The sequence below is a fragment of the Microbacterium aurum genome (genome assembly GCF_016907815.1).
Taxonomy (GTDB): Bacteria; Actinomycetota; Actinomycetes; order Actinomycetales; family Microbacteriaceae; genus Microbacterium; species Microbacterium aurum.
In genome coordinates this window covers 3,109,808-3,124,157 of sequence record NZ_JAFBCQ010000001.1, presented here as the reverse complement: position 1 = coordinate 3,124,157, position 14,350 = coordinate 3,109,808, and the positions used below count along the sequence as shown (strand labels likewise).

The 14,350-nt window shown below is 69.0% G+C and carries 13 protein-coding genes; 8 read left to right on the top strand and 5 right to left on the bottom strand.

Annotated elements, in window-relative coordinates; translation table 11 throughout:
- Positions 1-29: 29 nt before the first annotated feature.
- The 4 genes from JOD60_RS15310 to sdhC are packed head-to-tail and all read right to left on the bottom strand — an operon-like array spanning position 30 to position 3,556.
- The gene (locus JOD60_RS15310; RefSeq protein ID WP_076691468.1) at positions 30-791 is read right to left on the bottom strand and encodes a succinate dehydrogenase iron-sulfur subunit; all 762 of its coding nucleotides are present in this window, start codon (positions 789-791) and stop codon (positions 30-32) included.
- On the bottom strand, positions 791-2,617 hold the full coding sequence (gene sdhA, locus JOD60_RS15305; RefSeq protein WP_076691467.1) for a succinate dehydrogenase flavoprotein subunit: 1,827 nt from the start codon (positions 2,615-2,617) through the stop codon (positions 791-793). Before sdhA ends, JOD60_RS15310 begins: the two co-directional genes overlap by 1 nt.
- A 49-nt stretch (positions 2,618-2,666) precedes the next feature.
- A complete protein-coding gene (locus tag JOD60_RS15300; protein ID WP_076691466.1) occupies positions 2,667-3,122 on the bottom strand; it encodes a succinate dehydrogenase hydrophobic membrane anchor subunit in 456 nt (151 codons plus the stop codon).
- Positions 3,122-3,556 carry a succinate dehydrogenase, cytochrome b556 subunit gene (sdhC, locus tag JOD60_RS15295; protein WP_076691465.1) on the bottom strand — a complete coding sequence of 145 codons (435 nt, stop codon included), beginning with the start codon at positions 3,554-3,556 and terminating at the stop codon, positions 3,122-3,124. Before sdhC ends, JOD60_RS15300 begins: the two co-directional genes overlap by 1 nt.
- 217 nt (positions 3,557-3,773) lie before the next feature.
- Here sdhC and JOD60_RS15290 point away from each other — a divergent pair, with 217 nt between their 5' ends.
- The 8 genes from JOD60_RS15290 (at position 3,774) to JOD60_RS15255 (ending at position 13,254) form a co-directional block, all read left to right on the top strand.
- Positions 3,774-4,889, top strand: a complete 1,116-nt coding sequence (locus JOD60_RS15290) for a mannose-1-phosphate guanylyltransferase (protein ID WP_076691464.1) — start codon at positions 3,774-3,776, stop codon at positions 4,887-4,889.
- A gap of 128 nt (positions 4,890-5,017) precedes the next feature.
- Positions 5,018-6,139: a BMP family lipoprotein gene (locus JOD60_RS15285; protein WP_076691463.1), complete on the top strand. Its 1,122-nt coding sequence runs from the start codon at positions 5,018-5,020 to the stop codon at positions 6,137-6,139.
- 127 nt (positions 6,140-6,266) lie between these two features.
- On the top strand, positions 6,267-7,781 hold the full coding sequence (locus JOD60_RS15280) for an ABC transporter ATP-binding protein (protein WP_076691462.1): 1,515 nt from the start codon (positions 6,267-6,269) through the stop codon (positions 7,779-7,781).
- Entirely contained in the window at positions 7,778-9,091 is a 1,314-nt protein-coding gene (locus tag JOD60_RS15275) for an ABC transporter permease (RefSeq protein ID WP_076691461.1), read from the top strand. Before JOD60_RS15280 ends, JOD60_RS15275 begins: the two co-directional genes overlap by 4 nt.
- A complete protein-coding gene (locus JOD60_RS15270) occupies positions 9,088-10,386 on the top strand; it encodes an ABC transporter permease (protein ID WP_076691460.1) in 1,299 nt (432 codons plus the stop codon). The genes JOD60_RS15275 and JOD60_RS15270 overlap by 4 nt, the downstream gene beginning before the upstream one ends.
- 7 nt (positions 10,387-10,393) lie before the next feature.
- Positions 10,394-10,792, top strand: a complete 399-nt coding sequence (locus JOD60_RS15265; protein ID WP_076691459.1) for a cytidine deaminase — start codon at positions 10,394-10,396, stop codon at positions 10,790-10,792.
- Positions 10,789-12,081, top strand: coding sequence for a thymidine phosphorylase (locus JOD60_RS15260; protein WP_076691458.1), 1,293 nt, complete (start codon positions 10,789-10,791; stop codon positions 12,079-12,081). The genes JOD60_RS15265 and JOD60_RS15260 overlap by 4 nt, the downstream gene beginning before the upstream one ends.
- A 57-nt stretch (positions 12,082-12,138) precedes the next feature.
- Positions 12,139-13,254, top strand: a complete 1,116-nt coding sequence (locus tag JOD60_RS15255) for an adenosine deaminase (protein ID WP_076691457.1) — start codon at positions 12,139-12,141, stop codon at positions 13,252-13,254.
- Positions 13,255-13,372: 118 nt separating this feature from the next.
- On the opposite strand, the gene JOD60_RS15250 is transcribed toward JOD60_RS15255, so the two are convergent.
- The gene (locus JOD60_RS15250) at positions 13,373-14,209 is read right to left on the bottom strand and encodes a putative endonuclease domain-containing protein (RefSeq protein WP_076691456.1); all 837 of its coding nucleotides are present in this window, start codon (positions 14,207-14,209) and stop codon (positions 13,373-13,375) included.
- Positions 14,210-14,350 lie beyond the last annotated feature (141 nt).

Below are 14,350 nucleotides of genomic sequence, written 5' to 3'. Positions count from 1 at the left end.
CGCCGGTGATCCGGGCAGAAGCCCGCAGCTCAGGCGCCGCCGCGGAGGATCGCCCGCTTGACCTCGGCGATCGCCTTGGTGACCTCGATGCCGCGCGGGCACGCCTCGGTGCAGTTGAAGGTCGTGCGGCAGCGCCACACGCCCTCCTTGTCGTTGAGGATGTCCAGGCGCACGTCGCCCGCGTCGTCGCGCGAGTCGAAGATGAAGCGGTGCGCGTTGACGATCGCGGCGGGGCCGAAGTACTGGCCATCGGTCCAGAACACCGGGCACGAGGACGTGCACGCGGCGCAGAGGATGCACTTGGTGGTGTCGTCGAAGATCGCGCGGTCGGCGATCGACTGGATGCGCTCCTTGCCGGGCTCGGGCTTCGAGTTCGCGATGAGGAACGGCTGCACCTCGCGGTAGGAGGCGAAGAACGGCTCCATGTCGACGATGAGGTCCTTCTCCAGCGGCAGGCCCTTGATGGCCTCCACGTAGATGGGCTTCGAGATGTCGAGGTCCTTGATGAGGGTCTTGCAGGCGAGCCGGTTGCGCCCGTTGATGCGCATTGCGTCGGAGCCGCAGATGCCGTGGGCGCACGAGCGGCGGAAGCTCAGCGAGCCGTCGACCTCCCACTTGATCTTGTGCAGCGCGTCGAGCACCCGGTCGGTGGGGTATAGCTCGACGTCGTAGTCGACCCAGCGCGGCTCGGCGTCGGTCTCCGGATCGAAGCGACGGATGATGAAGGTGACGAGGTACGACTGGATGCCGGTGTCCTCCGCGGCGGTGGGCGCTTCGGTGACGAGGGTCATCAGTACTTCCTCTCCATCGGCGGGTAGTTCAACTCGCCCGCCTCGTTCTTCGTGAAGACGACCGGCTTCCAGTCCAGGCGGATGTGGTCCTCGGGGTCGGGCGAGTGCGGGTCGCCGGTGAGGTAGGCCATCGTGTGCTGCATGTACTGCGCGTCGTCGCGGTCGGGGTAGTCCTCGCGCATGTGACCGCCGCGGCTCTCCTTGCGGTTGCGGGCGGCGTAGGCGACGATCTCGGCCAGGTCGAGCAGGAACCCGAGCTCGACGGCTTCGAGCAGGTCGGTGTTGTAGCGCTTGCCCTTGTCGTCGACGTGGATGTTCTTGTAGCGCTGGCGCAGGTCGTGGATCGTCCCCATGACGTTCGTCAGGGTCTCCTCGGTGCGGAAGACCTGGGCGTTGGCGTCCATCTCCTCCTGCAGCGTCTTGCGCAGCACCGCGATGCGCTCGGAGCCGGGGTTGTTGCGCAGGCCCTCGATCATCTCGCGGACCCCCTTCGCGGGGTCGTCGGGAAGCGGCACGAACTCGGCGGTCTTGACGTACTCGACGGCGTTGCGGCCGCTGCGCTTGCCGAAGACGTTGATGTCCAGCAGCGAGTTGGTGCCGAGGCGGTTGGCGCCGTGCACCGACACGCACGCGCACTCGCCGGCGGCGTACAGACCCGGCACGACGGTGTCGTTGTTCTGCAGCACCTCACCGTTGTTGTTAGTGGGAATGCCGCCCATCGCATAGTGGGCGGTCGGCATGACCGGCACGGGCTCGGTGACGGGGTCGACGCCGAGGTAGGTGCGGGCGAACTCGGTGATGTCGGGGAGCTTGGTCTCCAGCACCTCCGCACCCAGGTGCGTGCAGTCGAGGTACACGTAGTCCTTGTGGGGTCCGGCGCCGCGTCCCTCGAGCACCTCCTTGACCATGCAGCGTGCGACGATGTCGCGCGGCGCGAGGTCCTTGATCGTGGGGGCGTAGCGCTCCATGAACCGTTCGCCGGAGGCGTTGCGGAGGATCGCGCCCTCGCCGCGGGCACCCTCGGTGAGAAGGATGCCGAGGCCGGCGAGCCCGGTCGGGTGGAACTGGAAGAACTCGATGTCCTCCAGCGGCAGACCCTTGCGCCAGATGATCCCCACGCCGTCGCCGGTGAGGGTGTGGGCGTTGGAGGTCGTCTTGTAGATCTTGCCGAAACCGCCGGTGGCGAAGATGACGGCCTTGGAGTGGAAGACGTGCAGGTCGCCGGTCGCGAGCTCGTAGGCGACGACACCGGCGATCTGGGTGTTGCCGTCGGCATCGGTCACCGTGATGAGGTCGAGCGCGTAGTACTCGTTGAAGAAGTTGATGCCGAGCTTGACGCAGTTCTGGAACAGCGTCTGCAGGATCATGTGTCCGGTGCGGTCGGCGGCGTAGCAGGCGCGGCGCACCGGGGTCTTGCCGTGGTCGGCGGTGTGCCCGCCGAAGCGGCGCTGGTCGATCTTGCCCTCGGGGGTGCGGTTGAACGGCAGCCCCATGTTCTCGAGGTCGATGACGGCGTCGATGGCCTCCTTGGCGAGGATCTCCGCGGCATCCTGATCGACGAGGTAGTCGCCGCCCTTGACGGTGTCGAAGGTGTGCCACTCCCACGAGTCCTCTTCGACGTTCGCGAGCGCCGCCGCCATACCGCCCTGGGCCGCGCCGGTGTGCGAACGGGTCGGATAGAGCTTGGTGATGACCGCGGTGCGGGCGCCCGGGCCCGCCTCGATCGCCGCGCGCATGCCGGCGCCGCCGGCCCCGACGATGACGATGTCGAACTCGTGGTAGTACACGCCGTCACGCAGGACGGCTTCAGGATGCTGGGTGCTCACGTCAGGAATGCCTCTTCGTTTCGTCTCGTCGTCTCGGGTGGTGCCGCGCTCAGAGCGCCTGGCACGCTTCCCAGAACACGCTGTCGCTGGTGACGCCGTTGCACGGATCGAACGCGAACACGACGAGCGTGCCGAGGACGATGAGCAGGCCCGCCGCGACGAACACGGCCCACACCAAGGTCTTGCGCACCTTCTCGCCGGTCACGTAGTCGTTGACGATCGTGCGCATGCCGTTGGCGCCGTGGATGAGCGCGAGCCACAGCATGAGGATGTCCCACCACTGCCAGAACGGGTTCGCCAGCTTGCCCGCGACGAAGCCCCAGTCGAGGGCGTGGATGCCGTCGCCGACCATGAGGTTGGTGAACAGGTGACCGAAGATCAGCACGACGAGCAGCACGCCCGAGACGCGCATGTACACCCAGCCGACCTTCTCGAGGTTGACGCCCTTCTTGCGGATCTGCGGCGACCGCGGGGCGGCGAGGTCCGGAGTCGTGGTGGCGGACATCAGTGACCCCCTCCCACGTTGGCGAAGACGTTCATGAGGTGGCGCGGCGCGAACCCGGCGAGGGTCACGGCCCAGATGCCGATGACGCCCCACCACAGCTGGCGCTGGTGACGCGTCGCCCACGGCCACAGGTCGACCGCGATGATGCGCAGGCCGTTGTAGGCGTGGTAGGCGACGGCCGCGACGAGGAAGACCTCGCCGATGCCCATGATCGGGTTCTTGTACGTGCCGATGACGGCGTCGTACGCCTCGGGGGAGACGCGGATCAGCGCGGTGTCGAGCACGTGCACGAGCAGGAAGAAGAAGATGGCGATGCCGGTGATGCGGTGCAGCACCCACGACCACATGCCCTCGTTGCCGCGGTACAGGGTGCCGCGAGGGGTCTTCGACGTGGTCTGGGCTACCGACGGTGTGACGCGTGCTGGTGCAGACACGGTCGTCCTCCCTTGGTGTGATCGGACGCTACGCTGCGGCGGGGCCTGATCGGCTGCGGGGCCAGAGCCCTCTCGTCGCACACGGGCGCACTCTTATCCTAAGTCGCGCCCTTCCGCCCCGGCGAGGAAGGGGAGCCTAAGTTCTCTGGATATCGAGAGAACTGCACGAAAAGGCATTCTTTCGGAGGGGGACGGCCGAGGCGATAGCCTCGAAGCCATGGCCCGACCTATCGACGACTTCTACGCCGTGATCCCCGCCGGAGGTGTCGGCAGCAGGCTGTGGCCTCTCTCGCGGGCCGATGCGCCGAAGTTCCTGCACGATCTGACGGGGTCGGGTCATTCGCTGCTGCGGGACACCTGGGACCGGCTCGCACCGCTGTCGGGCGAGGACCGGATCGCGGTCGTGACCGGCCGCGCGCATCGCGCCGCCGTGGAGGAGCAGCTTCCCGGCATTCCGGATCAGAACGTGTTCCTGGAATCCGAGCCGCGCGACTCGGCGGCCGCGATCGGCCTGGCCGCGGCGATCCTGCACCGCCGGGAGCCGGACGTGATCATCGGGTCGTTCGCCGCGGACCACGTGATCCGCGGAACGCGCGTGTTCGAGTTCGCCGTGCGGGATGCCGTCGAGGTCGCCCGTGAGGGCTACATCTGCACCGTGGGGATCGCACCGAGCGAGCCCGCCGTGGGCTTCGGCTACATCAAGCGCGGCGGCGAGCTGATCGTCGACGGCGCGCGCGACGTGTCGCTCGTGGACAGCTTCGTCGAGAAGCCGGATCTGGAGACGGCCAAGCAGTACGTGGCCGACCGCGACTACCTGTGGAACGCGGGCATGTTCATCTCGCGCGCCGACGTGCTGTTGACGGAGATCGAGGCGAACAACCCCGAGTTGCACGCGGGCCTGCTCGAACTCGCCGAGGCGTGGGACGACCGCGACCGGCGGGGACCGGTGGTGGACCGGGTGTGGCCGAAGCTGCCGAAGATCGCGATCGACTATGTCGTCGCCGAGCCCGCCGCCCAGAAGGGGCGGCTCGCGGTCGTGCCGGGGCACTTCGACTGGGATGACGTGGGGGATTTCGCCAGTCTCGCCAAGCTCAACTCCGGCGGACGCAAGAACGATCTCGCGATCCTCGGCGAGAACGCCCGCATCCTCTCCGACGCCGCCAGCGGCATCGTCGTCAGCCACACCACGCGCGTCATCAGTCTCATCGGTGTCAAGGACATCGTCGTCGTCGACACCCCCGACGCCCTCCTGGTCACCACGAGCGAGAACGCGCAGCGCGTGAAGGGCGTCGTCGACGCGCTGAAGCTCACCGGCCGCGGCGACGTCCTGTAACCGGATGATTGCGTCTTTGTAACCATTCGCACCGACCTCTGCCTGACGGGTGCAAGTCCCGCGTCACAGTGGGTAACTTCGATGCGTGCGCCCGCGAGATCCGCGGGTCTATCAATGTGGAGGCTGCATTGACCATCTCGACCACCAAGAAGCTCGCCGGCATCACTGCCGCGGCCGGGCTCCTCATCGCCCTGGCCGGCTGCGGCTCGGCCCCCGAAGCGAACCCGACCGGTTCGGGTGACGCCGGCGCTGCCGACTTCCTGCCCTGCCTGATCTCCGACGCGGGCGGCTGGAACGACAAGTCGTTCAACGAGTCCGCCAAGGACGGCATGGACAAGGCCGCGAGCGAGTTGGGCGTCACCCCGCTCGAGTTCGAGTCGACGAACGACAACGACTACGCGCCGAACATGGAGCAGGCCGTCGCCGAGGGCTGCTCGCTGATCATCTCGGTCGGCTTCAAGCTCAGCGCCGCGACGGTCGAGGCGGCCAACGCCAATCCCGACCTGAACTTCGCGATCATCGACGACTACGCCGACACGGACTTCGACGGCAAGACCGACGCGCCGAACATCAAGCCGCTCGTCTTCAACACCGCCGAAGCCGCGTACCTCGGCGGCTACGCCGCGGCGGCATGGTCGGCCCAGGCGGGCGTGAACAAGGTCGGCACCTTCGGCGGCATGCAGATCCCGTCGGTCGCCGTGTTCATGGACGGCTACCAGCTCGGCGTCGAGAAGTACAACGAGGACAAGGGCGCCGACGTCCAGGTCTTCGGCTGGGACGTCGCGACGCAGGAGGGCTCGTTCACCGGCGGCTTCGACGCCAACGACACCGCCAAGCAGACCGCGCAGGGCGTGCTCGACCAGGGTGTCGACGTGCTGCTGCCCGTCGGCGGCCCGATCTACAAGAGCGCGGCCGCGGCCATCGCCGACAGCGGCAAGGACACGCTGATCCTCGGCGTGGACAAAGACCTCGCCGTCGCCGACCCCTCGGTCACCGACATCACGCTGGTCTCGATCATGAAGGCGATCGACGTCGCCGTCTACGACGCGACCATGGCCGCCTCCAAGGGCGAGTTCGACCCGACCCCGTACGTGGGCACGCTGAAGAACGAGGGTGTCAAGCTCTCGAGCTTCCACGACTTCGAGTCGAAGCTGCCGGCGGGTCTCACGGACGAGCTGGCCGCACTGCAGGAGCAGATCATCTCGGGCGAGATCACGGTGGAGTCGGCGAACTCGCCGGCCACCTCCTGATCCTCTCCGATCCGCACTCGGGGCGGGCAGCCGCGCGCTGCTCGCCCCGAGTGCCGTCCTGCCGACCCCCGTGCGGCTCCGCCGCGCGGGGGTGCCCACCTGAAAACCATCCGGATAGGGTGCTGATATGAAGCTCGAGCTCCGCGGGATCACGAAGAGATTCGGCAGCCTCGTCGCCAACGACCACATCGATCTCGTGGTCGAACCGGGGGAGATCCACGCTCTTCTCGGGGAGAACGGCGCGGGCAAATCCACGCTCATGAACGTGCTGTACGGTCTGTATCGCGCCGACGAGGGCGAGATCCTGCTGGACGATGCGCCGCAGCACTTCCGCGGCCCCGGCGACGCGATGGCCGCCGGCATCGGCATGGTGCACCAGCACTTCATGCTGATCCCCGTGTTCACCGTCGCCGAGAACGTCATGCTCGGCCACGAGGAGACCAAGGGCTTCGGCCGCCTCGACCTCGCCAAGGCGCGTCAGCACGTGCGCGACGTCGCCGACCGGTTCGGATTCGAGATCGACCCCGACGCCGTCGTCGGGGACCTTCCCGTCGGCGTGCAGCAGCGGGTCGAGATCATCAAGGCGCTCTCCCGCGATGCGAAGGTGCTCGTGTTCGACGAGCCCACCGCGGTGCTCACCCCGCAGGAGACCGACGAGCTCATGGCGATCATGCGCCAGCTGCGCGACGAGGGCACCTCCATCGTCTTCATCACCCACAAGCTGCGCGAAGTGCGCGAGGTCGCCGACCGCATCACCGTCATCCGTCTCGGCAAGGTCGTCGGCGAGGCCTCGCCCACTGCGACGAACGCCGAGCTGGCCTCGCTCATGGTCGGCCGCGCCGTCGAGCTCACCGTCCACAAGGACCCGCCGCAGGTGCGCGAGGGCGGCCTTCGCGTGCAGGGCCTGCGCGTGCTCACGGCCACCGGCGCGATCGTCGTGGACGGCGTCGACTTCGAGGTGCGCCCCGGCGAAGTGCTCGCCGTGGCCGGCGTGCAGGGCAACGGCCAGACGGAGCTCGTCGAGGCTATCGTCGGCCTCGCCCCGCGCGTCGAGGGCTCGATCGTCCTCGACGGCACCGAACTGGTCGGCAAGAGCGTCCGCGCCATCCTCGACGAAGGCGTCGGGTTCGTGCCGGAGGACCGCAAGAAGGACGGCCTCGTCGGCGGGTTCTCCGTCGCCGAGAACCTCATCCTCGACCGGTCGTCGGACCCCGAGTTCGCGCAGTGGGGGACCATCCGCCGCGGTGCGCTCGACGCGTTCGCGCGCGACCGCATCCGCGAGTACGACATCCGCACCCAGGGGCCCGAGACGGCCGCGGGGACGCTCTCCGGCGGCAACCAGCAGAAGGTCGTCATCGCCCGCGAGATGAGCCGCGACCTGCGGCTGCTGGTCGTGGCCCAGCCGACGCGCGGCGTCGACGTCGGGTCGATCGAGTTCATCCACAAGCGCATCATCGAGACGCGGGATGCCGGCATCCCGATCATCGTCGTGTCCACCGAGCTCGACGAGGTCACCGCCCTCGCCGACCGCATCGCGGTGATGTACCGCGGCACGGTCGTCGGGATCGTGCCCGGCGACACGGCGCGCGACGTCCTCGGACTCATGATGGCCGGAGCAAGCGATTCGGAGGCCGCGGCATGAGCGGAATCACACCCGGCGCCCCCGACGCGGCGCACACGCCCGCGGACGACGAGCAGCTGCCGCGCGCGAGCGGGCCGCTCACGGGGGAGGACCCCGCGCCGACCCGCTCCGGGATCTTCCTGCGCGAGCTGATGCGCGGCAGCGCGATGACCACCGTGCTCGCCATCGTTCTGGCGATGATCGTCGGCGGAGTGCTGATCGCATCGACCAACAAGGAGGTGCAGGCCGCGGCCGGCTACTTCTTCGCGCGTCCCGGCGACACGCTCGTCGCGATCTGGAACGCGGTCATCGGCGGCTACGAAGCACTGTTCCGGGGCGCGGTGTTCAACCCGCGAGGGAACGACTTCGCCGCCCAGATCCGGCCGCTGACGAACTCGCTCGGGTTCGCGGCGCCGCTCATCGCCGCCGGACTCGGCGTCGCGCTGGCCTTCCGCACCGGCCTGTTCAACATCGGCGCGCGCGGACAGATGCTCATCGCGGCGATGTTCGCCGGACTGTTCGCCTTCAACCTCGACCTGCCGATGTGGATCCACCTGCCGCTCACCCTCGTGATCGGCATCGCCGGTGGCGCGCTGTGGGGCGGGCTCGTGGGGCTGCTGAAGGCCAAGACCGGCGCGCACGAGGTGATCCTGACGATCATGCTCAACTACGTCGCGTACTACCTGCTGCTGTGGATGCTGCGGACGCCCGGCCTGCTGCAGATGCCCGGCAACAACCAGCCGCAGACCGCGCCCACCCCGGCCAGTGCGCAGTTCCCCGACCTCCTCGGCCCGCGCTTCCCTGCGCTGGACTGGGGCTTCGTCGTCGTCGTCGTCGCGACCGTCGTGGTCTGGTGGGTCATCGAGCGCTCAAGCCTCGGTCTGCGCCTGCGGGCCGTGGGAGAGAACCCGCACGCGGCGCGCGCCGCCGGCATCAGCGTCCAGCGCATCTACCTCTACGCGATGCTGTTCGCGGGGGGTCTGGCGGGCCTTGCGGCCATGAACCAGATCCAGGGCAACGTCACGACCGGCTTCGGCGCGACGATCGACGCCGGCATCGGCTTCGACGCGATCACCGTGGCCCTCCTCGGCCGCAGCCGCGCCTGGGGCACCTTCGCCGCCGGCATCCTGTTCGGGGCGCTCAAGGCGGGCTCGTTCTCGATGCAGGCTCAGGGCATCCCGGTCGACATCGTGCTGGTCGTGCAGTCGCTGATCGTGCTGTTCATCGCCGCGCCGCCGCTGCTGCGCGCGGTCTTCTTCCTGCCCAAGACCGACGCCGAGAAGGCCGCCAAGGCGCGCGCCAAGGCGGCGAAGAAGGCGGTGACCGCATGAGCACCTCGCTCCCCGACGCGACGCAGGTCGAGCGCAGCGACGGCACGATCCAGCTCGCCGTCGTCAAGGAGCGCCACTTCAAGGCGCCCATCGTCCTGGCCGTGCTCACGGTGCTGCTGGGGGCGATCGTGCTGTTCGTCCCGCGCGATGGCACGTCGACGTTCCGGCTCGGCGATCCCTCGCAGTCCTTCGCGCTGCCCAACGTGGCGCTCCCCACCGCGGTGACCTGCTGGGTGCTGCTGGCGGTTCTCGCGCTGCTCACGGTGTGGGCGTTCTGGCTCGCGTGGTCGTACCGCCGCCAGCCGCTGTGGCTCACGATCGCCTTCGGCATCCTGGGCGTGTTCGCGTTCCTGGTGTGGGCCGCCGCCGACGGCCTCGTGCCCGTGTCGAGCCTGCTGTTCGGCGCGGTGTCGCTGTCGGTGCCGCTCGTCTTCGGTGCGCTCGGCGGCGTCATCGGCGAGCGGGTCGGCGTCGTCAACGTCGCCATCGAGGGTCAGCTGCTGCTCGGCGCTTTCTCGGCGGCGCTGCTGTCGAGCATCACCGGCAACCCGTTCGTCGGCCTCATCGGCGCCATGGTCGGCGGCGTGCTGGTGGCCTTCGTGCTCGCCGCGTTTGCGATCAAGTACCTCGTCGACCAGGTCATCGTCGGTGTCGTGCTGAACGTCCTCGTGACAGGCCTCACCGGCTTCCTCTACGGCGCGCTGCTCGTCCCCAACGAACAGCAGCTGAACCAGCCGGAACGCTTCGGCCGCATCCAGATCCCGCTCCTCAGCGAGATCCCCATCGTCGGGCCGGTGCTGTTCAACCAGACCTTCATCGTCTACCTCATGTTCATCGCCGTCGCGCTCGTCGCCTGGGGGCTGTACCGCACCCGCTGGGGACTGCGCCTGCGCGCCGTCGGCGAGCACCCCCAGGCCGCCGACACCGTCGGCATCAAGGTCAACACGTCGCGGTTCTGGAACGTCACGCTCGCCGGTGCGATCGCCGGCATCGGCGGCGCCTACTTCACGCTCGTGTCGGTGCCGCAGTTCGGCAAGGACATGACGGCCGGGCTCGGCTTCATCGCCCTCGCCGCCGTCATCTTCGGTCGCTGGGACCCGATCCGCGCGACCTTCGCCGCTCTGCTGTTCGGATTCGCCACCAACCTGCAGAACCTGCTGACGGTGCTGAAGACGCCGGTGCCGAGCGAGTTCATGCTCATGCTGCCGTACGTCGTGACGATCCTCGCCGTGGCCGGCTTCGCCGGCCAGATCCGCGGGCCCGCGGCATCCGGCAAGCCGTATATCAAGGAGTGAACGCCAGATGACCGACATCGACTGGGACGAGCTGCGCGCCGTCGCCACCGACGCCATGCAGCGTGCGTACGCGCCGTACTCGCGCTACCGCGTCGGGGCTGCCGCGCTCGTCAGCGACGGCCGAATCGTGTCGGGCTGCAACGTCGAGAACGCCTCGTACGGCGTCGGCCTGTGCGCGGAATGCGCGCTCGTCGGCGACCTGCACATGTCCGGCGGGGGCGAGCTCGTCGCCTTCGTCTGCGTGAACAACGACGGCCAGACGATCATGCCGTGCGGGCGCTGCCGTCAGCTGCTGTACGAGTTCGCCTTGCCGGGGATGCTGCTCGAGACCGTCTCCGGCATCCGCACGATCGACGAGGTGCTGCCGGACGCCTTCGGCCCGCGCGATCTGGAGGCGGCGCGATGACCTCCGTCGAAGCGTTCGACGCGGTCGACGTCATCCGCATCAAGCGCGACAAGGGCGAGGTGCCCGAAGAGGCGCTGCGTTGGATGATCGACGCCTACACCCGCGAGTACGTCGCCGATTCGCAGATGGCGGCGTTCGCCATGGCGGTGCTGCTGAACGGCATGACCCGCGACGAGATCCGCGTCATGACCGACGCGATGATCGCGTCGGGGGAGCGGATGAGCTTCTCCTCGCTCGGCAAGCGCACCGTCGACAAGCACTCCACCGGCGGTGTCGGCGACAAGATCACCCTGCCGCTGGCGCCGCTCGTGGCCTCCTTCGGCGTCGCGGTCCCGCAGCTGTCCGGCCGCGGACTCGGACACACCGGCGGAACGCTCGACAAGCTCGAGTCCATTCCGGGGTGGCGTGCCGCGCTGTCCAACGAGGAGATGTTCGCGCAGCTGCAGGGGGTCGGCGCGGTCATCTGCGCGGCCGGATCGGGTCTCGCCCCGGCCGACAAGCGGTTGTATGCGCTCCGCGACGTCACCGGGACGGTCGAGGCGATCCCGCTGATCGCGTCGAGCATCATGTCGAAGAAGATCGCGGAGGGCACCGACGCGCTCGTCCTCGACGTGAAGTTCGGGTCCGGCGCGTTCATGCAGGACATCGACCGCGCCCGCGAGCTCGCCCGCACGATGGTCGCGCTCGGGACCGACTCGGGCGTCGCGACGACGGCGCTCCTCACCGACATGAACACCCCGCTGGGTCTCGCGATCGGCAACGCCAACGAGGTGCGTGAATCGGTCGAGGTGCTCGCCGGCGGCGGCCCCGCCGACGTCGTCGAGCTGACGGTCGCCCTCGCCCGCGAGATGCTCGCGCTCGCCGGGCAGCCCGATGCCGACGTCGAGGCCGCCCTGCAGGACGGCCGTGCGATGGACGCGTGGCGCGAGATGATCCGCGCGCAGGATGGCGACCCCGACGCGGCCCTGCCCACCCCGCGGGAGACCCACACGGTCACGGCCGCCGGCGACGGCATCCTGACCCGCATGGACGCGCTGCCATTCGGCGTCGCGGCGTGGCGGCTGGGCGCCGGGCGCGCCCGTGCGCAGGACCCGGTCGTGCACGCCGCGGGCATCGACCTGCACGTCAAGCCCGGTGCGGCCGTCACGGCCGGTCAGCCGCTGTTCACCCTGCTCGCCGATGATGACAAGCGCTTCGACCGTGCCCTCGACGCCCTCGAGGGTGCGTGGGAGATCGGGGCCGACGCCCCGGCATCCGCCCCGCTGGTGCGCGAGCGCATCACCGCCTGACCTGCATCCACCCCGCATCCACCTCGCATCCACCTGCATCCACCCGAGGAGCACCCCATGGCCATCGATCAGCACGGCGACGCGAAGCTCGACGGCGTCTCGATCCGCTCTCTGCCGAAGGTGTCGTTGCACGACCACCTCGACGGGGCACTGCGCCCGCAGACGATCCTCGAGCTCGCCGACGAGATCGGGCTGGAGGTGCCGGCGGAGACCGCCGACGACCTCGCGGACTGGTTCGAGGATCAGAGCGACTCGGGCTCGCTCGTGGAGTACCTGAAGACGTTCGATCTCACCACCGCGGTCATGCAGTCCGCCGACGGACTGCGCCGCGTCGCGAAGGAGTTCGTCGAGGACCTCGCCGCCGACGGCGTCATCTACGGGGAAGTGCGCTGGGCGCCCGAGCAGCACCTCGCCCGCGGACTGTCGCTGGAGGAGGCGGTCGAAGCCGTGCAGGAGGGCATCGAGGAGGGTGAAGACGCGGTCGACGGCACCGGGCGCGACATCCGCGTCGGCCAGCTCATCACGGCGATGCGCCACACCGACCGTTCGCTGGAGATCGCCGAGCTCGCCGTCGCGTACCGCGGTCGCGGCGCCGTCGGGTTCGACATCGCGGGGCCCGAGGACGGCTTCCCCGCCTCGAACCACCGCGTTGCGTTCGACTACCTCGCGACGCACTTCTTCCCCGTGACGGTGCACGCCGGCGAGGCGGCCGGGCTCGACAGCATCCGTTCCGCGCTCATCGACGGGCGCGCGCTGCGGCTCGGCCACGGTGTGCGCATCGCGGAGGACCTCGACGTCGTGCAGCAGAAGGGCGACGAGGTGCTCGTGACCTTCGGCGACCTGGCCCGCTGGGTGCGCGACCGGGAGATCCCGCTGGAACTCTCGCCGTCGTCGAACCTGCAGACCGGCGCCATCGCCCGGTGGGGCACCACGCTGGAGGACCACCCCTTCGACCTGCTGTACCAACTCGGCTTCGCCGTGACGGTCAACGTCGACAACCGCACGATGAGCCGGACCTCGCTCACCCGCGAGCTCGCCCTGCTGGCCGAGACGTTCGACTACCGGCTGGAGGACCTCGAGGCGTTCCAGCTGAACGCCGCCGCGGGCGCGTTCCTGTCGGTCGAGGAGCGCGAGGAGCTCATCGAGCTCATCGGCGAGGGCTTCGGCGGCTGACCGGCGGCTCGGCGGGGTCGTGGCCGCGTTTGCGCCGCCGAAACTCCACGGATCTGGTGCGAGAACGGCCCCAGGCGGCCGCTCCGGCCGGCCACGGGCACGGATCCGTGGAGTTTCGTCACCGACTGGAGGGGCGACCGTGGGCGAGGATCGCGGCGACGTCACGCACCACCTCACCCCGGTGGAACAGAATGTCCTCGGCGAGCGGCCGGACAGTCGTGTAGCCGCGCACGGCGGCCGCGAGATCGCGTCGGCGGTCGCGGCGCTGGATATCCCAGCCCTCGTGATGCGCGCGACTGTCGCACTCCACGATCAGCCAGCCGTCGACGACGAAGTCGACCCGTCCCACCCCATCGATCTGCACCTGAACCTGGATGTCCGCGCCCAGGGTTCGAAGGATGAGCCGCATCAGGGACTCGACTCCCGACTCGCTCCGCGCATCCAGGAGACCTCGCAACCCCTGGTAGCGCCGCGGCAGCAGCGCGAAGACCTCCGCGATGCCGGCTTCGTCCACCAGGCCGAGGTGCCAGGCACTGTCGAGCGTCGCGACCGCCTCGCGCGGCCCCTGGCACCTGCAGGCCTGTGCCAGCGCCGTCACGATGTCCGTCGTCAGAGCCTCCCGAGGAAGCGCGAGCTTGCGCCAATGTGCGTGCACGTGCCGAGGACGTGGCGGCAGCCGCGTCGTGCCCGGTTCGAACTGCAGGTGCACTCCGGCGCATTCGCTGACGAACACTCCCAGCGATGCGAGTAGCGACACACAGTCGAGCCTGCCTCCCCATCGGCCGGCGTCGATGAGCGGTGGCGGCGTCCCCTCAGGGACATACCGCCCGTTTCGGAGGCGAATGAGCGCGCCCGCCGCGACGAGCTGCCGTAATCGGTGCCCGGAAATGCCGCTCATCGCCAGGAGTGCGGTGGTGAGCGTGCTCGTCATCAGGATGGAGGTTGCGTCGGCCATGACACCATCGCAGCGGATGAGCGATCCGTGCGGACGCGGCGGTGGCCGATCGGTGGACAGTTCGGCGACGTCGCCGATTGGGGAGAGGGGGATGGCGTCGCAGAAACTCCACGGATCTGTGCCTGTTTCCGGTCCCCGGGC